Annotated in this window: 22 protein-coding genes; 5 read left to right on the top strand and 17 right to left on the bottom strand. The window is 52.0% G+C overall.

Annotated elements, in window-relative coordinates; all coding sequences use genetic code 11:
- The first annotated feature begins 117 nt into the window (after nucleotides 1–117).
- On the top strand, nucleotides 118–1014 hold the full coding sequence (fliB, locus tag QZQ08_RS04890) for a flagellin lysine-N-methylase (protein WP_296328738.1): 897 nt from the start codon (nucleotides 118–120) through the stop codon (nucleotides 1012–1014).
- 723 nt (nucleotides 1015–1737) lie between these two features.
- Here the strand turns inward: fliB and QZQ08_RS04885 are convergent.
- From QZQ08_RS04885 to QZQ08_RS04840, 10 genes are all read right to left on the bottom strand, one after another.
- Nucleotides 1738–2199 carry a cytidine/deoxycytidylate deaminase family protein gene (locus QZQ08_RS04885; protein ID WP_296328736.1) on the bottom strand — a complete coding sequence of 154 codons (462 nt, stop codon included), beginning with the start codon at nucleotides 2197–2199 and terminating at the stop codon, nucleotides 1738–1740.
- Between the two features lie 3 nt (nucleotides 2200–2202).
- The gene (gene upp / locus QZQ08_RS04880) at nucleotides 2203–2829 is read right to left on the bottom strand and encodes a uracil phosphoribosyltransferase (RefSeq protein WP_296328747.1); all 627 of its coding nucleotides are present in this window, start codon (nucleotides 2827–2829) and stop codon (nucleotides 2203–2205) included.
- Nucleotides 2830–2889: 60 nt separating this feature from the next.
- Nucleotides 2890–3447: a TIGR01440 family protein gene (locus QZQ08_RS04875; protein ID WP_296328733.1), complete on the bottom strand. Its 558-nt coding sequence runs from the start codon at nucleotides 3445–3447 to the stop codon at nucleotides 2890–2892.
- A 14-nt stretch (nucleotides 3448–3461) separates the two neighbouring features.
- Entirely contained in the window at nucleotides 3462–3899 is a 438-nt protein-coding gene (rpiB, locus tag QZQ08_RS04870) for a ribose 5-phosphate isomerase B (RefSeq protein WP_296328744.1), read from the bottom strand.
- A gap of 260 nt (nucleotides 3900–4159) precedes the next feature.
- A complete protein-coding gene (locus tag QZQ08_RS04865) occupies nucleotides 4160–5275 on the bottom strand; it encodes an L-threonylcarbamoyladenylate synthase (protein ID WP_296328730.1) in 1116 nt (371 codons plus the stop codon).
- The gene (gene prmC / locus QZQ08_RS04860) at nucleotides 5244–6140 is read right to left on the bottom strand and encodes a peptide chain release factor N(5)-glutamine methyltransferase (protein WP_296328728.1); all 897 of its coding nucleotides are present in this window, start codon (nucleotides 6138–6140) and stop codon (nucleotides 5244–5246) included. The genes QZQ08_RS04865 and prmC overlap by 32 nt, the downstream gene beginning before the upstream one ends.
- Entirely contained in the window at nucleotides 6137–7216 is a 1080-nt protein-coding gene (gene prfA, locus QZQ08_RS04855; RefSeq protein WP_296328725.1) for a peptide chain release factor 1, read from the bottom strand. The genes prmC and prfA overlap by 4 nt, the downstream gene beginning before the upstream one ends.
- Nucleotides 7217–7230: 14 nt before the next feature.
- Nucleotides 7231–8112 carry a DUF1385 domain-containing protein gene (locus QZQ08_RS04850; RefSeq protein WP_296328721.1) on the bottom strand — a complete coding sequence of 294 codons (882 nt, stop codon included), beginning with the start codon at nucleotides 8110–8112 and terminating at the stop codon, nucleotides 7231–7233.
- Between the two features lie 60 nt (nucleotides 8113–8172).
- Nucleotides 8173–8379, bottom strand: a complete 207-nt coding sequence (rpmE, locus tag QZQ08_RS04845; protein ID WP_009015489.1) for a 50S ribosomal protein L31 — start codon at nucleotides 8377–8379, stop codon at nucleotides 8173–8175.
- A 105-nt stretch (nucleotides 8380–8484) separates the two neighbouring features.
- Complete coding sequence (locus QZQ08_RS04840) at nucleotides 8485–9366, bottom strand: LysR family transcriptional regulator (RefSeq protein ID WP_296328715.1); 882 nt, start codon at nucleotides 9364–9366, stop codon at nucleotides 8485–8487.
- 171 nt (nucleotides 9367–9537) lie between these two features.
- On the opposite strand from QZQ08_RS04840, the gene QZQ08_RS04835 reads away from it, so the two are divergent.
- The 3 genes from QZQ08_RS04835 to sdaAA all read left to right on the top strand — a co-directional run bounded on the left by QZQ08_RS04835 (nucleotide 9538) and on the right by sdaAA (nucleotide 12418).
- A complete protein-coding gene (locus tag QZQ08_RS04835; protein WP_296328711.1) occupies nucleotides 9538–10728 on the top strand; it encodes a dicarboxylate/amino acid:cation symporter in 1191 nt (396 codons plus the stop codon).
- Between the two features lie 107 nt (nucleotides 10729–10835).
- Entirely contained in the window at nucleotides 10836–11504 is a 669-nt protein-coding gene (gene sdaAB / locus QZQ08_RS04830) for an L-serine ammonia-lyase, iron-sulfur-dependent subunit beta (RefSeq protein ID WP_296328708.1), read from the top strand.
- Between the two features lie 23 nt (nucleotides 11505–11527).
- Complete coding sequence (sdaAA, locus tag QZQ08_RS04825; RefSeq protein WP_296328705.1) at nucleotides 11528–12418, top strand: L-serine ammonia-lyase, iron-sulfur-dependent, subunit alpha; 891 nt, start codon at nucleotides 11528–11530, stop codon at nucleotides 12416–12418.
- A 45-nt stretch (nucleotides 12419–12463) separates the two neighbouring features.
- Here the strand turns inward: sdaAA and pth are convergent, their stop codons facing one another.
- The 7 genes from pth to ispE form a co-directional block, all read right to left on the bottom strand.
- Nucleotides 12464–13138, bottom strand: a complete 675-nt coding sequence (gene pth, locus QZQ08_RS04820) for an aminoacyl-tRNA hydrolase (RefSeq protein WP_296328702.1) — start codon at nucleotides 13136–13138, stop codon at nucleotides 12464–12466.
- 5 nt (nucleotides 13139–13143) lie between these two features.
- Nucleotides 13144–14109: a ribose-phosphate pyrophosphokinase gene (locus tag QZQ08_RS04815; RefSeq protein WP_296328697.1), complete on the bottom strand. Its 966-nt coding sequence runs from the start codon at nucleotides 14107–14109 to the stop codon at nucleotides 13144–13146.
- An 86-nt stretch (nucleotides 14110–14195) separates the two neighbouring features.
- Nucleotides 14196–15566: a bifunctional UDP-N-acetylglucosamine diphosphorylase/glucosamine-1-phosphate N-acetyltransferase GlmU gene (gene glmU, locus QZQ08_RS04810; protein WP_296328694.1), complete on the bottom strand. Its 1371-nt coding sequence runs from the start codon at nucleotides 15564–15566 to the stop codon at nucleotides 14196–14198.
- A 41-nt stretch (nucleotides 15567–15607) separates the two neighbouring features.
- Nucleotides 15608–16822 (bottom strand): threonine ammonia-lyase, encoded by a 1215-nt coding sequence (ilvA, locus tag QZQ08_RS04805; RefSeq protein WP_296328690.1) that lies wholly within the window; start codon nucleotides 16820–16822, stop codon nucleotides 15608–15610.
- A gap of 54 nt (nucleotides 16823–16876) precedes the next feature.
- Nucleotides 16877–17689 carry a pur operon repressor gene (gene purR / locus QZQ08_RS04800; RefSeq protein WP_009015497.1) on the bottom strand — a complete coding sequence of 271 codons (813 nt, stop codon included), beginning with the start codon at nucleotides 17687–17689 and terminating at the stop codon, nucleotides 16877–16879.
- A gap of 46 nt (nucleotides 17690–17735) precedes the next feature.
- Complete coding sequence (locus QZQ08_RS04795) at nucleotides 17736–18440, bottom strand: GntR family transcriptional regulator (RefSeq protein WP_296328686.1); 705 nt, start codon at nucleotides 18438–18440, stop codon at nucleotides 17736–17738.
- Nucleotides 18433–19299, bottom strand: a complete 867-nt coding sequence (ispE, locus tag QZQ08_RS04790) for a 4-(cytidine 5'-diphospho)-2-C-methyl-D-erythritol kinase (RefSeq protein ID WP_296328684.1) — start codon at nucleotides 19297–19299, stop codon at nucleotides 18433–18435. Before ispE ends, QZQ08_RS04795 begins: the two co-directional genes overlap by 8 nt.
- Nucleotides 19300–19558: 259 nt before the next feature.
- On the opposite strand from ispE, the gene QZQ08_RS04785 reads away from it, so the two are divergent.
- Nucleotides 19559–20440, top strand: coding sequence for a YitT family protein (locus QZQ08_RS04785; RefSeq protein WP_296328681.1), 882 nt, complete (start codon nucleotides 19559–19561; stop codon nucleotides 20438–20440).
- Nucleotides 20441–20477 lie beyond the last annotated feature (37 nt).

Genomic DNA, 20477 nt, shown 5'->3' with positions numbered 1-20477 from the left:
CCAAAAGATTTCCTGTATGTCTTTTTATATGTCCTATTTCATTTTACAATTAACCCTACGCTCATTTTTATAGAAAAAAAGAGATTTTCCTCCGCCAAAGGAGACAGACGATGTATAATGAAAGAATACTACGCTTTCGAGGTGAATCCCATGATTTCCATCCTGCCCCAAGGTTTCAATGATTTCCACTGCAAGGCCGGTGCCTGCCGCCATACATGCTGCCAGAAATGGGAAATCGATATTGATGACGATACAGCGGACTACTACCGCGGCCTCAAGACGCCCCTGGGCCAAAAGCTCCGGGACCATATGGAAAAAGGTCCTGATGGCTGGCATTTCAAATTAACGGATAAAGGCTTCTGTGCCCTGCTGCGGCCGGACGGGCTTTGCGAAGTCATCACAGCGCTGGGGGAAGATAAGCTCTGTGATATCTGCACGGTCCATCCCCGATTTTTCACGTATGTCGATGAATTCATTCTCTGCGGCACAGGACTTTGCTGCGAAGCCTCGTGCGAGCTTCTTTTAGCCCCTCACGAGCCGCTTACCTTTTCCGAAGAAGACACGGCTTTTGTCTATACCTTCAAGGAACTCATGGACTTCATGGGCTTTCCCCTGCCGGAAAGCCTGATCCACTATGCCCCCCTTTTCAGCAGCAAATCATGTCAAAGCATCCTGGATGATCTCATGATCACTGAACCCATTGATGAAGCATGGACGGAAGAGCTCCGCCGCCTGCAGGACATGATTCCCGTCCTGCTGAAAAAAGTGGCTTCTTATGAAAAGGTCTATGACCCCATTTCGTTTGACCGGATCTATCAATTTATCTTTTACCGTCAGCTCGATAAAGTCGAAGCCTATGGCCTTGATGCGGTCAGCGCCTATGCCCGCCGCAGCACGGACTTCATCTTTATGGAAACGGCCCTTCACGGCAATCTGGAGGAAGCCCTGCGCCGCTGGTCTGAACAGATCGAATATGATACGGAGAATGTAGATTGGCTGCTGGAACGGTTATAATTTTTTACTCATTCCATCAACCGGGCTGGGTTGATGGAGTTACGTGTCCTCATTCTTTGATAAAAGATTTTTTGATCGCAATGAGGGCCTAACCTATCGCAGAAAAGATTGTTTCACAATTTCCGATAGCTGACGCCTGGCCGCTTACGCCTTCTTCTTTTTACTTAGCTCACAAATCGCGCCGATTTTCTGCACAGGGCGCCTTCATTGCCTTTTTAAGATTCATGGAGGGCAATGAAGCCATGGCCCATCATAAGATGCTTTGATACACAAATTCACGGTAAAGCCGCCCGAAAACATAAGAATCATTTCCCAAGCAAGGAAGGGACGGTTTGGCGCCGTGCCTCACGGGCTTTCAAAAAAATTCGAAGAAAGCGGCAACGCTGGACCCAATCCGCCCCTTGACGGGGGAAGGTGTTCGAAATGATTCGCCTGGAAACATGCCCCGGTGCCCTTCCGCTAGTGCTTCAAAAGCGGCCTTCAAAACTCCGGGCGAAGGGTCCTCACTGCCACTTGCAAAGAAACGGCGCGCAGCTTTTTCTAAGACACAAGGCGGCTTGCGAATCAATCGGCGATGCCCTTAACTACGGCTTGATGCGTTGTACCAAGGACCAAGAAAAATCACGAAGGCAGATTGTTCCAGAAGCTATCGCTGTCTATACGTTATCTACAAAGTTCAAAATAAGAAAAAAGCGCTCCACCTTTTGGAGCGCTTTTTGGCTTTTACCCGTCTTTTTTCGGTTTGAATTCTTCCAAAGTCAGCTGCTTATCGCTGGCAAGCATCTCCTGCGCCAACCGGTCAGGATACGGATGAGCATAGACGATGCGTTCGATCCCGGCGTTGATGAGGATCTTGGAGCAGACTACGCAGGGCTGATGCGTGCAGTACAGCGTCGCGCCTTTGGTGGATACGCCATTTACAGCAGCCTGGATGACGGCATTTTGTTCGGCATGTATCCCTCGGCAAAGTTCGTGGTTCTGACCGCTGGGGACATGGAGCTGCTCCCGAAGGCATCCCACTTCTTCACAATGGGCAATCCCCTTGGGCGTCCCATTGTAGCCCGTAGCAAGGATCTGCCGGTCCTTGACCAAAACAGCACCCACTTGTCGGCGCAGACAGGTGGAGCGCTTGGCAACCACCTCAGCAATTTCCATAAAATAACTGTCCCAGTCCGGTCTTTTCATCGGTTACTCCAGCGTACCAAAGACGCGGTCGCCGGCATCACCAAGACCGGGAACGATATAGCCATCTTCATTCAGATGGTCATCAAGGGCTGCCGTATAGATGGGCACTTCCGGATGGCTGCGGTTGACAAGGGCAACCCCTTCCGGCGCGGCCACAAGGCACATAAAACGGAAATGTTTGTAGCCATCCTGTTTGAGCATGGTGATGGCAGCTTCGGCACTGCCGCCCGTAGCGAGCATGGGATCGATAAGGATGATTTCCGCATCCTTGTCCTTGGGCATCTTGCAGTAATATTTGATGGGCTGCAGCGTTTCCTCATCGCGGGTAAGGCCAATATGCCCCACCTTGGCTTCCGGCACAAGGTCCATGACCGCATCGAGGAACCCCAGACCAGCGCGGAGGATCGGTACTACCGTAATCCCTGATACAGCAAGTTCATAGCCCGTTGTTTCAGCAAGAGGTGTCGTGACTTTCTTATGACGGACAGGAAGATCACGGGTCACTTCAAAAAGCAGCAGCTGGGCAATTTGGTCAAGGAGCTGTCTGAAATCCTTGGGCTGTGTGTTCTTATCTCGAAGACGGGTCATTTTTTCTTTAATCAAGGGATGGTCAACGACATGGATTTGCATCTTCATTTCTCCTTTATCTTGTTCACTTTTATGGGATAGATAGAGCCCACCGTACCAGGGTCAGCGCAGCTGCTTATCCGGATATACGGCCCGGGCACCACCAATGAGGGGCGGACGGGTAAAGGCCGCCGTAAGAACGGCTTCGCCCAATCTCTTTCGCGAAAGACGGACAGGAACGGCAACGGGTTTAAGGTGCATGCCAATCAAGGTTTGACCAATATCAAGCCCCAGATCGGCGCGGATGGCAAGGACCACCGCCGGTTTGGAAAAGCCCTCATAGGCCGCCGTCGCCCAAGCACCGCCAGCGTGTTCAACAGGGCGCACCGTAACTTCTTGGAGCCCCAGTTTTTCCATGGTCTTTTCCTCGACCACAAGGGCCCGGTTCAAATGCTCGCAGCACTGGGCAGCCAGCATAATCTTATGCTTTTTGGTTACTTTATGGACAGCGGCAAAAAAGGCTTTCGCCGCTTTGAGACTGCCTCCTGTACCAATGCGATTGCCCAAGACCTCGCTCGTAGAGCAGCCAATGACAAGAACGCTGCCTGCCTTGGCATTGCCCTTGCGAATAAGTTCCTCAATGGATTCTTCCAGTTCCTGCACCAATTCTTCCAGTTTCATGTTCAAGACCTCTTTTATTTTTCAAGGGCCATCATCTTTTCCACACGGCCTTCATGATAGCTGCCAAGGAAGGAAGCATTGAGATAGGCTTCCATAATTTCTTGGGCAAGGCCCGGCCCCAGGACGCGGGCCCCCATGCAGAGCACATTGGCATTGTTGTGCTGTCTGGCTTTGGCAGCCGAATAGCAGTCATTGCAAAGGGCAGCGCGGACGCCCTTCACCTTATTGGCTGCGATGCTCATACCGATTCCCGTGCCGCAGATGAGGATGCCTTGGTCACCCTTGCCGCTGGCAATAGCTTCTCCCACCTTTTGGGCATAGTCCGGATAATCGACACGCTCCTGTTTATGGATTCCATAGTCCTCCACTTCATAGCCTTTTTCAATGAGGACCTTCTTCAGGATTTCCTTGAGTTCAAAGCCGCCGTGATCGCAGCCCATAATGATTCTCATCATCGTTCCCCCTTTGCTTGGTTACGGTTGGATTACTCTACCTTTCATTTTAACACAAAGGCTTCTTCTTGTTGTTACTTAATTTTATACATCATTTTTGCATAAGTTTACACAAAAAAACTGTGAAGAAATCCCCTCCATTCCCTCACAGCCATATTTCATTGTTTTCAAAGAGCCTTCGCCTAGGCCTCGTGAAAAGAAAGGTCCGGCCCACCCTTCAGGGCTGGAACGAACCATTCAAGACTTTTTCCCACGGCCCATTATCTTTCCGGCATACCTTCCATGACAAGGGTTCCCAGACAGTCAGGAACGGAACCGCTTTGATGATAAAGCAGGCCCCCTTCGGCCCAGATAAGGTTATGCCCGGCCGATTTGCGCAGACGGTTCATGATGGCAAGGCCGATTTGGTCCTCACGCACCCCTTCGCCCAGGATGAGGTCCACGCCTTCGCTGTCAAAGGCGCGCAGGTCGTGGAAAAGTGTTTCGGCGTACGCTTCAAGGGTGGCCCCTCCATTATGAATGACAAAATTGCCGCCCTTGGGGAGATGGTCCACGGTCTCCTTCAAGGCAATGACACCGGTCCTAAGGCCATGGGCTTCGGCCATGATGGCAAGGCGGATGAGGCCCAAAGAAGCTTCTGGTCCTTCCACAAGAAGCATGGGTGCAGTCGGGGCATAGTGCCGATACTTCATGCCCGGAGCCTTGGGCGTTTCCCCTTTTTTGACAAGCCCTGGGTCCAGGACCACGCGCCCCATGACGGCCTTGATCATTTCCCGCGTGATTCCGCCGGGACGCAGGATCACCGGGTCCTTGCCCGTTGTGTCAATGATGGTCGATTCGACACCGATGTCGCAGGTACCGCCATCAAGGACGCCAGCAATGACGCCGTCCATATCAAGGAGCACATCCTGGGCGGTTGTGGGACTCGGTTTTCCTGATTTATTGGCTGACGGCGCCGCAATGGGGCAGCCCGCTGCCCGGATCAGGCCGCGCGCGACAGGATGACTGGGAAACCGCACAGCCACCGTATCAAGGCCCGCCGTCACAACGTCAGGGATCTTGTCCGATTTCGGCACAATGAGAGTCATCGGGCCAGGCCAAAAGGCGTCCATCAAGGCTTGGGCCAGAGGCGAAAGCCCGCTCGTAAGCGCCTCCATATCTTCTTTTTCGGCAATATGGAGAATCAGGGGATTATCGGCCGGACGGCCCTTAGCGGCAAAGATTTTCCGGCATGCCGCACCATCAAGGCCATTAGCACCAAGGCCATAGACCGTTTCCGTCGGGAAAGCGACAACTTTCCCTTTCCGGATCAAGGCAGCGGCTTCCTCTATCGCTTGATTCCGCTTATTGTCCAATTTCCATAATTTTGTCTGCATAGGTTGTCCCCTCTTTTGCTGCTAGGACCATGCGGTCAATCCCTGCATAGTCAAGGAAGACGCGGGCCGCTCCGCAGCCATTTTGAACAAGAAGGTCGGCCGTTGCCGCGCCTTCACCAATACCCACTTCAAAAGCAATCAGACCATCTTCTTTAAGATAAGTCCTTGTTTCCCGCACGATGCGTCGGTAAAAATCAAGACCGTCTTCCCCGCCGTCAAGGGCGCCTAAAGGTTCCTTCTGAACTTCCGGTGAAAGGCAGGCCAGGTCTTTTTTCGGGATGTAGGGTGGATTGGAAACGATGAGATCAAACTTGCGGCCTTCAGGCACCTTTTCAAAAAGATTGGATACGATGATTTCACTGCGGTCCTTGACCCCTAGGGTCTCAGCGTTTTTCTGCGCGACCGCGACAGCCCCTTCCGAAATATCGACGCCAAGACCTCGAGCCTCTGGACGTTTAAGCAGGAGGGAAATAAGAATGGCACCGCTTCCCACACCGAGCTCCAAGATGTCAAGGGGCCCGTCTGCTAGCACAGCCAGGATCTTTTCGACAAGCAGCTCTGTTTCCGGACGGGGAATGAGCGTATCCGCCGTCACGGCAAAGGTATAATCGAGAAAGCCTTTCTCGCCGAGGATATAAGCCACCGGTTCCCGCTTGGCCCGGCGCATAACGTAGCCTCGATACGCCGCCAGCTCCTGTTTTTCCAAGGGCTGGTCAAAATGGGTATACAGGTCTATGCGCCGCATCCCAAGGACGGCGCAAAGGAGCAGTTCCGCATCAAGGCGCGGCGACTCGATGCCCTTATCCTCAAAATAAGCCTTGGTCCAATTGAGGATCCGTAAGATCGTCCACATCTCCTGCATCATTTCACCTGCTGTAATTTTTTGGTCTGTTCTTCCGTCATGAGGGCTCCCAAGAGTTCATCCAAGTCGCCGTTCATGACATCCGTCAATTTATGGAGCGTCAGGCCAATGCGATGGTCCGTGACACGTCCTTGAGGAAAGTTGTAGGTCCGGATGCGTTCACTCCGGTCCCCCGTTCCAACCTGGCTGCGGCGCTCACTTTCCTCGGCCGCGCGCTGTGCTTGCTGGGCGGCCTCGTAGATGCGGGAGCGAAGGACGCGAAGACACTTTTCCCGGTTCTTTGCCTGGGATTTTTCATCCTGGCACTGGGCTACGATGCCCGTGGGGATATGCGTCATGCGCACGGCTGATTCCGTCTTGTTGACATACTGTCCGCCGGCACCGCCAGCGCGGTACGTATCGATGCGGATATCGCTCATCTTGATATCAACATCCACTTCCTCTGCTTCCGGCATGACGGCCACCGTTGCTGTCGACGTATGGATACGTCCCTGGGCTTCTGTTTCGGGAACGCGCTGCACGCGGTGGACGCCGCTTTCAAATTTCATGTGGCTGTAGACATCGGTCCCGGACACCATGAAGATGACTTCCTTGAAACCGCCAAGTCCCGTAGGGCTGGAGTCCATGAGTTCCACGCGCCATCCCTTGGTTTCGGCATAGCGGGTATACATGCGGAAAAGGTCACCGGCAAAAAGGGCCGCTTCATCCCCGCCAGCACCGGCGCGGATTTCCATGATGATGTTCTTTTCATCGTTGGGGTCTTTAGGAAGAAGGAGGATGGTCAGCCGCTTTTCGTAGTCTTCCAGCTGCGGGACCAGTTCCTTCATTTCCATTTCGGCCATGGCCGCCAGTTCCTCATCGCCCTCCCCCATTTCCAGGAGGGACCGGTCGTCATCATAGGTCTTCTTCAATTTTTGGTAGGCCCGATAGGTTTCCACCACATCGGTCAGTTTTGCGTGGGCCTTGGTATATTTCTGCCATTGCGCTTGATCACTGATCACGGAAGGATCGCTGATCTTTGCTTCCAGGTCAATATAGCGGTCTTCCAAGGCCTGGAGTTTATCCAAATGTTCAAACATGGCTTTGTCTTCCTTTATTCTTGTTCATGGCTTTCGTCAGGAGGCAGGACCGCCTTAAGGGAGGCAATGGCCACCTCAATCTGACTGTCATCCGGTTCCCTTGTCGTCAATTTCTGCAGGAGCAGACCCGGCAGGATGGCCCGGCGTACCCAGGGATGCTCAATATGGCTTCCCGCATAGCGAATGATTTCATAACTGATCCCCGCCACGACAGGCATAAGCACAATGCGGCTCACGATCCGTATGGGAAGGCTGGGCCAGCCCAAAAAGGCAAAGATGAAGATGCTGATGAGCATGACAATCATGAGGAAGTTCGTCCCACAGCGAGGATGAAGCGTCGAAAAAGGACGCACATTCTCCACGACAAGAGCAAGTCCGTGTTCATAAGTATAAATGGTCTTGTGCTCAGCCCCATGGTATTGGAAGACCCGCTGAATATCTTTCTGCTGCGAAATGCCCCCAATATATAGAAGGAAAATGCCCAGGCGCAGGAACCCTTCCATCAAGTTCAAGGCAACAGGTCCGACGCCGCGGTCCTGTAAAAGCCGCATAGCCCCGGTCGGCACAACGACAAATAAAAGGACGGCAAGAAGGACGCTCACCGTAATGGTAAGGGCCATTTCCTTATCGTCCAGCTTTTCCTCTTCTTCACCTGATATCTGGGCCGAATAGGACAGGGCCTTCATTCCATCAACCAGGGATTCAACGAGAGAAACGATGCCTCGCAGAAACGGTTTCTTAAAAATGGGATAGCGGTCCCTGATACTTGAAATCGGTTTGACATCTACGGCAATTTCCCCATTTGCCTGCCGCACGGCAACGGCCATCTTTTCCGGCCCCTTCATCATGACCCCTTCAATGACAGCTTGGCCGCCGACACTGAGTTTTTTCGTCATTTTGGTTCTTCTCCGTATAGCAATACAGCAGAGCCAAGGCTCTGCTGTCGGTTCGCATTTTTATTTGGAATCCTTGCCGTATCTCTTGTTGAACTTTTCGATGCGGCCTCTTGCGGACATATCACGCTGCTTGCCCGTGTAGAACGGATGGCATTTGGAGCATACATCTACGCGAAGTTCCTTTTTTACGCTGCCCGTCTTGAACGTGTTGCCACAGCCACAGATGACCGTGCATTCACCATAGTTAGGATGAATTCCTTCTTTCATGTCTTTGACACCTCTTTCTCATATTACACCAATATATCCAGACATTAATGCCTTAGTATTGTACCACACAAGAAAGAGGGACGCAAGGCATTATTTATGGGGAGTTTAGAGCTTTCCCCCTTCCACAAGGTCCAAGATGGTCTTCATGCCGCTGGTGAGCCATTTGTTCTTATGATAGAAAAGCTGGCGGTACATGTGCATATGAAAGCCCGGTACGTTGACAATCTTGAGCTTATCCCGATAATAGGAATTTTCCATGACGTAGCGGGGCAGGAAAGTAAAGCCCATGCTGCGCTGCACCATATCAAGGATGAAGTCCGTATCGCCCACTTCAAGAAAAGGCTGGATTTCAAGCTCCTTGGAGGCCAGGAATTGGTCCAGGGCGCGTCGGTAGTTGTCCTCTTTTTCCGTGAGGAAGAAGGGCTGGCTGATAAGTTCTTCAAGGGCCACTTCATTTCGGTAGACCAAGGGAGAATCAATGGACCCAATGAAGACAATGTCCTCTTTTTCTTCAAGTACTTTTTCCCATTTGACGTTGTAGACCTTTTCATCAAGGATATAGACAAAGTCCACTTGGTTATGGTCCATTTTGTCCAGAAGGGCCGACGGGCTGTCAAGCGTGATGGTCAGGTTCATGTTGGGATAGTTTTCCCGGAAGAACTGGATCAATTTCGGCATCTTGCATTTGCATAGGGACTGGATCATCCCGAGGTGAAGCGTCTCTGCCGGCGGTTTTTCCTGCATCACGACGCGAATCTCTTCCAATTGATGAAGTACGGGGACAATGCGCTGGCAAAGTTCCTTACCCGGCTGGGTGAGACCTACCTGTTTTCCCATACGGTCAAAAAGACGCACGCCAAGTTCTTGTTCCAACCCATGAATTTGTACACTCAGAGCGGACTGTGAGTATCCTAAATCTTTCGCCGCTTTTGAGAAACTTTGCAGTTCCACAATTTTCAAAAAGCTTCTCAATTGTCTTAGTTCCATTTTATTTCCACGCGCCTTTCGCTTTCATATTTTTTCATTACTCATTTTAATTTTATTAATTTGATTTATATTATACCATATAGTATAGTGAAATTACAGAAAAATCAAACGTGATGTTCCTGACCGATGGAACCAGTTTGATCCATTTACAAAAGGGGAGGATTTTATTTCATGAAACTCGGTCTTGTTCCTAAAATCATCATTGGTATCATCCTAGGTACCCTCATTGGGCAGTACATGCCGACAGAGGTCTGCCGCCTTGTTGTCACCTTATCGGGGATCTTCAGCAACTTCCTGAAGTTTGTCATCCCGATGATGATCCTGGCTTATGTCACGATGGGGATTGCTGACCTTACCCAAGGCGCCGGCAAACTGCTTCTCATCACGGCCCTATTGGCCTATGGTTCCACCCTCGTTGGCGGCACGTTCTCTTTTTTCGTCGCTGACAATCTTTTTCCTTCTTTTATTAGCAGCAACGTTACGGAACAGCTTTCCAAGGTCGCTGGCGTTACCCTCGAACCGTTCTTTTCCATTTCCATTCCGCCAATCCTTGATACGATTTCCGCTGTTGTACTCGCCTTCATCCTGGGCCTGTCCCTGTCCGCCCTTAAAGGCAAGACCATTGGCGACACCCTCTATGGTACTGTAAAGGATTTTTCCGGCATCATCGACGCTGTCCTGACCCATGCCATCATCCCGTTCCTTCCGCTTTATGTCTGCGGGACCTTCGTCGATATGACCAAATCGGGTAAGACCTTCGTCATCCTGGGCGTTTTGTGGAAAGTCTTCCTTGTGGTCATCGCCATGCACTTCATCCTGCTCTTTGTTCAGTTCATGGTTGCCGGCACCATTGGCCACAAGAACCCCTTCATGCTCATGAAGAACCAGATTGCTGGCTATACCACCGCATTGGGAACCCAGTCTTCTGCCGCCACCATTCCGGTTAACCTGGAATGCGCCAAAGCCAACGGCGTCAGCGAACAGATCCGTAACTTTGTCATTCCGCTTTGCGCCAACATCCATATGTGCGGTTCCATGATCACCATCACGGCCTGTGCTACGGCAGTCTGCCTCATGAACCAGATTCCTATCCATCTGGGCACGGTTGTTCCTTTCATCATGACCCTCGGCATTGCCATGGTTGCTTCTCCGGGTGCTCCTGGCGGCTCCATCATGACGGCCCTTCCTTTCCTTTGGATGATTTTTGGTAAGCAGCTGGGTGACCCCAACGGCCCGATCTGCGCCCTCATGGTTGCCCTTTACATCACCCAGGATTCCTTCGGCACGGCCTGCAACGTTTCCGGTGATAACGCCATTGCCGTCGTCGTTGATAAAGTTTATAAAACTTGGATTGAAAAATAAGCATTTTGCTTTCATTTTGCCAAGGGTGCCACTCCAATATTGAAACAACTTCTTTCTTCATTGGATCAAAGGGGCACCCTTCCCTTTTACCCTAAAGGAGGGTTATCATGAACGTATTTGACATTATCGGGCCGATCATGATCGGTCCTTCCAGTTCCCATACAGCCGGTGCCGTCCGTCTGGGCCGCGTCGCCAACAAGGTCTTGAACCAGGAAGCGCCCAAGGAAGTCACCGTTGAACTGTCTGGTTCCTTTGCCAAGACCTATCGGGGCCATGGCACGGATCGGGCGCTGCTGGCAGGTATCATGGGCTACCACAGCTATTCCGAGGAAATCCGCGATATCTTCTCCATTGCCGATAAAGCCGGCATCACCTATCGTTTTGTGCCCACCCAGATTCCGGGCAGTCATCCCAATACGGCCCGCATCCACGTCAAGGGCGTCAATGGCACCCCCGTTGTGGTCCAAGGGGCCAGCATCGGCGGCGGCAATATCCGAGTCGACTCCATCAATGGCATGGATGTTGACTTTAGCGGGGAACACAACACCATCCTGGTCCCCCATTACGACCGTCCGGGCGTCATTGCAGAAGTCACGAACATCATGTGGCAAAAATACAAAGAAGTCAATATTGGAAACTTCAAGCTTTCCCGTCCTGTTAAAGGGGGCATTGCCATGATGACGATTGAAATCGATGGCATGCCGCCGGAAGGCATGATTGAAGATATCCGGACCGTGAAGAACGTGACCAACGTCTTCCTCATCCGTTCCATCTAATTGCCGCGTAAAGGAGAACCACCATGTTAAGTTATGATTCCATTGCTTCCCTTGTGGAAGCTGCTGAAAAAGAAGGAAAAAAGATCAGTGAAGTCGTCCTTGCCGATCAGGCCGCCGATATGGGCCTTTCGGAAGAAGAAGTCTTCGCAAAGATGGACCATGATGTCGATGTCATGATTGAAGCGGTCCAATTTGGCAAACGGAAGGACCAAAAATCCACATCCGGTCTCACTGGTGGAGAAGGCTACAAAATGGATGTGTACAGCACGGAAACCAAGGGCGGCCTATCGGGCAGCATTGTGAGCCGTGCCATGATGCGGGCCCTTTCCGTATCCGGCTGCAACGCTTCCATGGGGCGCATCGTAGCCACGCCGACGGCCGGCAGCTGCGGCATCATGCCGGGCTGTCTCCTTACCCTCATGGAAGATAAGGGCATGGCCCGCAAGGATGTGGTCATGAGCATGTTCACGGCAGCAGCCTTTGGAATGGTCATCGCCAAAAACGCCTGCATCGCTGGCGCCCAAGGCGGCTGCCAGGCAGAATGCGGCAGTGCAGCCGGCATGACGGCTGCTGCCATGGTCGAACTATCGGGCGGTACCCCTTCGCAGTGTGCTGACGCCTGTGCCGTTGCCATTGCTAACCAGCTCGGCCTAGTCTGCGACCCTGTCGCCGGCCTTGTAGAAATTCCCTGCGTAAAGCGTAATGCCGGCGGTGTTGTCATCGCTTTTTCCTCCGCCGATATCGCCCTTGCCGGCATCGGCTCCTGCATTCCTGTTGATGAATGCATCATCGCCATGAGAAATGTCGGCAATGCCCTTCCTGCCAGCCTTCGGGAAACCGCCGGCGGCGGGCTTGCTGCCACGCCGACAGGCCGCCGCATGAAAGAACAAGTTTTTGGCAAAGATAAGGAATAAGAACCACAAAAGACCTTCCAGCCGCCGCTGGAAGGTCTTTTTATGTCAGATGGACTTTTTCTCCCGTTTGACTTTTTGATTGTATTTTTGGCTCAGCTCGCCTATGGAAGCGCCCTTCATCCAGTCTTCCACGGCATCTGCCGCCTTTTCCAGGATTTGGGCAACCGTTTCCCGGTCCGTTCCCTCAAACCGGTGCAGGACATGGGAAACAACGGCTTCCTGGACACGCATGGGGTGACCGATCCCGACTTTGATGCGGGGATAGTGTTCACTTCCCAGCGCTTTTTCAATGGACTTGAGCCCATTATGACCGCCGGAGGTTCCTTGTTTACGGATCCGGAGCGACCCTACGGGAAGGTCCATATCGTCCTGGATGACAAGGATGTCTTCCGGCTGAAGATGGTAAAAACCGGCAAAATCACGGACAGCATCGCCGCTAAGGTTCATGTACGTTGTGGGTTTGATGAGAAACACTTTTTCCGGAACCCGTTTTTCCAAATAAAAGGCCCGTTCCGCCTTTCTCCAATCCCCTTCCATACCCCAGCGCCGGGCCAAAATATCAGCTGTCATAAAGCCAATATTATGGCGCGTCATCGCATATTCCGAACCAATATTGCCGAGGGCAACGACGAGTTTCACTCCCTGTTCCTCCTTTTTAGGTGACAAAAGGAGCTGCTGCAGGGTGTACTGCAGCAGCTCCCGAATGGCCCCAAAGCTCACTTTCCTTACTCCTCGAAGAGCTGGCTGATGGACAGCTGATTATAAATGCGAAGAATGGTCTCCGCCAGGATGGGAGCCACGGAAAGTTGGGTGATCTTCGGATGTTTCTTGTTCGGAGGCAGGGGAATTGTGTTCGTAACGATCAGTTCCTTGATGTTACTCTTGGCGATGCGGCTGAGGGCCGGATCGGTCAGGATGGGATGGGTGCAGCAGGCATAGATTTCCTTGGCACCGAACTTTTCAAGGGCCTTGGCCCCCTCAGTCAGGGAACCTGCCGTATCCACAATGTCATCCACCATGATGCAGATCTTGCCCTTTACATCACCGATAAGGTTCATGACTTCTGCTACCCCCGGTTCCGGACGGCGCTTGTCGATAATGGCAATGCCGCAGTTGAGGCGCGTGGCAATCTTACGGGCACGGCTGACACCCCCTAAATCCGGGGAAACAACAATCATGTCTTCATGGCTGAACCCTTTTTCCTTGATGTAGTCAGCAAGGATTGGGCCGCCAGGCATATGGTCTACAGGGATATCAAAGAAACCTTGGATCTGGGCAGCATGCAGGTCAATGGTGACAACGCGGGTAATACCGGAAACAGCCATCAGGTCAGCCATCAGTTTTGCCGTAATCGGTTCACGGCCGCGGGCTTTGCGGTCCTGACGGGCATAGCCATAAAAAGGCACAACCGCCGTAATGTGTCTGGCGCTGGCACGTTTGAAGGCATCACACATGATGAGCAGTTCCATGACATTGTCATTGACGCTGGGTCCGCAGGTCGGCTGGATAACAAATACATCCTTGCCGCGGACACTTTCATTGATCATGACCTGGACTTCACCGTTGTTGAAACGGTTGATGACGGCATCCCCTACTTGTGTGCCCAGATACGCAGCAATTTCGCGTGCCAGGTCCGGATTGGCGTTACCGGAGAAAATCTTCATGTCATCGCCTGTCTTATTACCCAACATTCTTATACCCCCAACTATTTTGTAAAAAATTTATCAGTACGCTACCAATAGGTAAAGTATACAACGGGAGGCCGTCAAAAACAACCTCATTTTTCCCGATGCTTCTTGGCCCAGCCCTCGAGGTTCACCTGTTTGCCCCGAGCTACGGCAAGTGCATCTTCCGGTACATTTTTCGTAATGGTCGAGCCGGCCGCGACATAACTTCCCCGGCCAATGGTAACCGGTGCCACAAGGTTGCTGTTGCAGCCCACAAAGGCGTTATCCTCGATGGTGGTGCGGTGTTTTTCCTTGCCGTCATAATTGACCGTGATGGTGCCGCAGCCCATATTGACGCCGCTGCCAATGTCGCTGTCACCGATGTACTGGAGATGGGGCAGCTTGCTTCCTTCACCGACCGTGGAATTTTTCACTTCGACAAAGTTGCCGACCTTGACGTGATCGAAAAGCACGGTATGAGGGCGCAGGTGATTGAAGCAGCCCATCGTAACCTCATTTCCGACCCGGCAGTCATGGGCATAGGCGAACTGAATGGATGAACCATTGCCGACAGCGACATTCGTAAAACGAACATTCGGACCAATGACGCAGTCCTCGCCGATTTCCGTTTCCCCTTCGAGCAGGGTAAAGGGATACAGAATCGTATCGCGGCCCACTTTGACCCCTTTTTCCACAAAGGTCGTGTCAGGATCCATGATGGTTACGCCTTCATCCATGAGGCGGCCCACAATGCGCTCATTCATGACGCGCTGTGCCTGGGCCAGCTGGCGGCGGGAATTGATGCCCATGACCATGTCAAAATCCTGGGTCTTGATGCCGCACACATCACGGCCCCGTTTCAGGCATTCAGCCAAGATATCTGTCAAATAGTATTCCCCTTGGGCATTGTCATTGGACAAGTTTTCCAAAAGGTCAAAGAGCAGCGGCATTTCCACGCAATAAATCCCCGTATTGATTTCGTGGATTTTCCGCTGGGCCTCACTGGCATCCTTTTCTTCCACGATTCCCGTAACGCGGCCTACACGGTCACGCAGAATGCGTCCATAGCCGAAGGGATTGGGAGCGTCTGCAGTAAGGACGCTGACGCCGGCACCGCTTTCAAGGTGCGTCTCATAAAATTTCTTCAGCTCCGCACCTTCCAAAAGGGGCGTATCCCCGCAGAGGATAAGGGCCGTTCCTTTTTCCCCGCCTAAAAGATCCCGTGCCTGGAGAACGGCATGACCGGTTCCCAGCTGTTCTTTCTGGATGGCCACACGGGCCCGGGTTCCGAGGAACTCCGTGACCTTTTCCGAGCCAAACCCCACGATGACAATCTCATCATCGACACCGGCTTCCCCTGCTGCGTCAAGGACATGTTCCAGCATGGGTTTTCCCGATAATTTATGTAGGACCTTAGGAAGTTTGGATTTCATCCGCGTTCCCTTACCTGCCGCAAGAATAATGGCAGCAAATTCTGACATGGTTTAATAGCCTCCTCATGGAGAGGCCCGCATAAAAACTTTTAGCGGACCTCGATAGTATATCCTGCTTGACGCAGCTCTTCTTCGATTTCATTTACATGGGCTGCGTTCTTGGTTTCCAATTCGACGGAAACGATGGTTTCACCAAGGGGCAGGCTGCGATCCACACGCTCGTGGGCGATGGACAGGATGTTGGCCTGCATTTTTTCAAGGTGTTTAATGAATTTTACGAGTTCGCCCGGACGGTCAGCCATTCTCGTTTCCAATTTCACGCGCCGTCCCGTCCGCATGAGCCCCGTTTCGATGATCCGGGAAACAGTATTGACATCAATGTTGCCGCCGCTGATGACAAGGGCCGTCTTGCCCGGTGTAGGAATAAGATGCTGCAGGGCAGCTGCTACCGGCATGGCACCGGCCCCTTCCATGACCAGTTTTCCCCGTTCGAGAACAAGCAGCATGGCGGCTGCAATATCTTCTTCCTTGACCAAAAGCATGTCATCTACATATTTTTGGATCAGGGAAAAGGTCAATTTTCCCGGCATCCCAACAGCACAGCCATCGGCAATGGTCTTGCCCGACGGATGGCTGACCCATTTGTGCTGCTTCTTGCCCAGGTAAATGGCCGGTGCCTTTTCACTCTGCACGCCATAGACCTTGACATGAGGTGCCTTATTCTTGATGGCCGTGGCAATCCCAGAAAGCAGTCCGCCGCCGCCAGCAGGAACAACAATGTTTTCAACGTCAGGGCACTGTTCAAGGATTTCAAGCCCTACCGTACCCTGACCGGCAATGACCATGGGATCATCATAGGGATGAACAAAATAAGCGCCAGTTTCCTTTTGGATTTCCATGGCCTTAGCCAAGGATTCATCAAAAGTTTTGCCGTGAAGGACAACATTGGCGCCATAGCCCTTGGTTGCCTGGACCTTGGCCAAGGGGGCAGCTTCCGGCATGACGACCGTGGAACGAATGGAGTTCATGGTCCCGCCGAGAGCAACGCCTTGGGCATGGTTGCCGGCAGAGGCCGCAATGATCCCACGCTGCTTTTGTTCCGGGCTCAAGGTCATGATGCAGTTTGAAGCACCACGGATCTTGAAGGAACCTGTGCGCTGGAGATTTTCAAGTTTCAGGTAGGTTTCCCTATCTGCCAAGGTGGTAATCGTGTGGGACATGTCAAGGGGCGTCTCATGAATCAGTCCCTTCAAACGGGCTCTTGCTTCTTCGATGGCATTGAGTGTTACACTTGCTTCGTTCATGTTTGGTTTTCCTCCTTAAAAGAAAATCTTGAATGGGATGATGGGGATGGATGTTTATAACATTTCGGGAACGATATCAACCGCTTTACTGGTTTCGTCGACACCCCGAAGCGTCAGCAGGGATGCATATTCACGAACAAGTTTCTTGGCAGGTTCCTTGGCAGCAATGAAGAGATAGACACCAACCACTTCTGCGCCTACTTCTTCAGCCAGTTCGCACAAGCCGTTGGCGGTGCCGCCGGCGCGCATGAAGTCATCGATGACAAGGACGCGGGCGCCATGGGGCAGGGCTTTTTTAGGAAGCGACATGGACTGGATTTTCTTGGTGGAACCGGACAGATAGCTGATGCTCACAGCCGGGCCTTCCGTAATGCGCGCTTCCTTGCGGGCCATGACCATGGGAATATTGAAAGCCTTGGCAGCAGACAGGCCCAAAGGAATGCCTTTTGTTTCAACAGTCATGATATATTGAGGTTTCAGTTCGATGCTGCGCTGCATGATGATTTCGCCCAGACGCGAAACAATCTGAGGATTGAGGATGAGGTCATTCATATAGATCATGCCGCCCGGCAGGACGCGGTCCGGTGAATTGAGGCGTTCACAAAGCTCACCCAGGAACTGATTGTCCGATTTGGCCGTGTGGTAAGGAATGAAACGGACGCCCCCGCTGGCGCCGGCCACCGTCTCAATGATGCCAAGGTCATAGGCCGCAAGACCGTTGCGAACAGTCTGCACGTCCTCACTCAGCGTGGATTTGGCGACAGTGAATTTGTCGCAGAAATAGGAAAATGGAAACAGCTGGAAAGGCTTATCCGTCAGTTCCTTGGTCAGGGCCACGATCCTTTCCAAACGTTTTACTCTAGCCATAAGATCCCCTCTACTTTCTGATGCATGACTTGCGCTTTTTTCTTTTTTATGGTTCGTGTTTCTTTGTTGGTACCAGGTGCTGTTCTTCAATGACGCGGAGCAAGGTCCGTTCCGCATTTTCCATATGGGTCTTGACGGCCATCTGGGCTTTTTCCACGTCCCGCTGGGCAATGGCATCCACAATAGCCCGGTGTTCCAAAAGCATTTCATCAAGACGCCCCGGGTAAGGCATACTCCGTTCGCGGATGCTTGTGATCTGCTGCCGGAGGGTACTGATAATGTTCATGCAGCGTTTATTGCGGCTGGCCTTATAGATGACATCATGGAAAGCCGTATCCATTTCAACGATTTTTGTATAGTCAAGACGGCTCACATAGGTCCTAGTAGCAATGAGATATTTATCCATTTCCTCGATTTCAGAATCCTCAATGCGTTCCGCGGCAAGCCCTGCCGCCAAGGTTTCAAGGGCCGTACGGATCTCATAGACTTCATTGATGTCATGGATCGACACGTCGGCAACGTAAGCGCCGCGCCGTGGGATCATAACCACAAGGCCTTCCTGTTCCAGGTTGCGGATGGCTTCCCGGATCGGGGTCCGGCTGACACCCATTTCGTCAGCAAGCTGCAGTTCCGTCAGACGCATCCCGGCAGGAAAGTCCCCGCTCAAGATGGCATCCCGGATATTTTCAATGACCACTTCCCGAAGCGGTTTATAAGTATCCAAGGGAATCTGCCTCAAATGTTTAACCATAATACTCCTCCTCCGTACATGCCACATCCAGAAGCAGGTCCTGAGAAAAGGTTTCCCGGAGCTTTTCCTTCAGTCGGCATGCCGTTTCTTCATCTTTTACAAGGCCAAAGACGGTAGGACCGCTGCCGCTCATCATGGCCTTTTCCGCACCTAAACGGATCATGGCCGCTTTCAAGGCAGCCAGAAAGGGCACCTTTTCCAAGGTAACCGCTTCCAGGTCATTGCTGAGCGCAGAAAGAAGGGCCTTTGTGTCGTGGTGCTCGAGCGCGGCCACACAGGCATCGGTATCCGTTTCTTTCCGTTCCTTTACGCCGTCCAGGGCGCGATAGACCTCTGCCGTCGAGACCCCCAGTGCCGCTGGTTTGGCAAGGACCATCCAGAGCGTAGGCGACGGGGGCAGCGGTCTCATCAGTTCCCCTCTTCCAAGGGCACGCTGCGTCCCGCCGGCAATACAGAAAGGAACATCACTGCCAATTTCAGCAGCCCCTTCCTCCAATTGGCCCCTTGTAAGAGGCTTTCCATAGTACCGGTTGAGGATGCGCAGGACCCCTGCTGCATCTGCACTGCCGCCAGCCAGACCGGCAGCAAGATAAATGCGTTTTTGGATGTGGATGTGAACGGCCGGCTTTATTTTTGTCCATTTTTCAAAAACAAGGGCTGCTTTGTAAGCTAGGTTGCTTTCATCACAAGGCAAGGCCGCGCCATCCATGGTCAAGGTAAGGGTAGGAGCTTCTTCCAGCGTAATCGTGTCCGCAAGGGAGATACTCTGCATGACCATATCGACATCATGAAACCCGTCGGCACGGCGTTTTCCAACGCGCAGGGCCAGGTTGATCTTGCCAGGGGCGAATTCCTTCATGTTCACTTTCCACCTCTTTGTATTTTGTATTCATTGTACCGTGAAACGGCAATAAAAACAAGTAAATTGTGAACATTCGTAAGAATATTTTCAAAAAACGTTCTTATTCAAAATGTCCATCTGTCAAAGTACATAAAAACATGATAGAATAGGACAAGCAATGGAAAAAGCAAAACCAAATGGAAGGGATAAGTACGGGCTTAAAATGCGGCTATCCCTTCCTGTGCCCGCTCCCGATCAAGCAAAGAAGGTGACCTCCATGAAAAAACACATCATCAAGTATCTCCATTTTACCCTGGGCTGCTTCATCATGGCCCTTGCCATCAACGTTTTCCTCGTCCAGCACCATTTCCTTTCCGGAGGAATTGCAGGTCTTGCCATGCTGATTTACTATATTGCAGGCTTTCCCATGGGCATTACAAGCTTTCTGCTCAACGTGCCGCTCTTTTACATGGCCTATAAATTCATGAGCCGCAAATTCCTCATGGACAGCCTCATTGGAACTGCACTCTTTTCTATTTTCCTTGATGGTACGGCCTTCCTTTCCCACACAACCTATGTCACAGATCCGCTTCTTACCTGTATCGCTGGCGGCGCCCTTGAAGGCATTGGGGCGGCCCTGGTCTACCGGGTTGATGGATCGACAGGCGGCGTCGATATCCTAGGATTCATTGCCAAGAAATTCTACAATATCAGCATCAGCACAACCAACTTTATCTTCAACGCCATCGTCGTTACCTGCGCCCTCTACTTTGTCGGCCTTGAACCGGTTCTCTACAGCCTTGTCCTGTTCTTCCTCTGCTTTAAGGCGACAAACGTCGCGATGGTTGGCTTTGACTACAAAAAAAGTGTGCTCATCATCACCCAGCAGCCCGATACAATCCGCAAGCTCGTCATCGGCGAGGTGAACCGTGGCATTACCATTCTCAAAGGGGCCGGCGGCTATACGGGAAAAGACAAGGAAATCCTTCTTGTCGTCGTAAAGATCCGCCAGTTGGGGCACCTGCTAAAACTCATTGAGCGTGTCGACCCCGCTGCTTTTGTCCTCGTCCAAGACGCAAACGATGTCTTTGGACGGGGCTTTACCCAGCCCGATGTCTACCTGCCGCCAGCAGATGGGGGAAAAGAAAAGCACGCATAATAAAAAAGGGCACCTAAAGAAAAACCGGCGTTCCATA

The organism is uncultured Acidaminococcus sp. (assembly GCA_900538365.1).
Lineage (GTDB): Bacteria > Bacillota > Negativicutes > Acidaminococcales > Acidaminococcaceae > Acidaminococcus.
The sequence above is the reverse complement of the archived record's forward strand: the minus strand, read 5'-3'. Positions and strand labels throughout refer to the sequence as shown.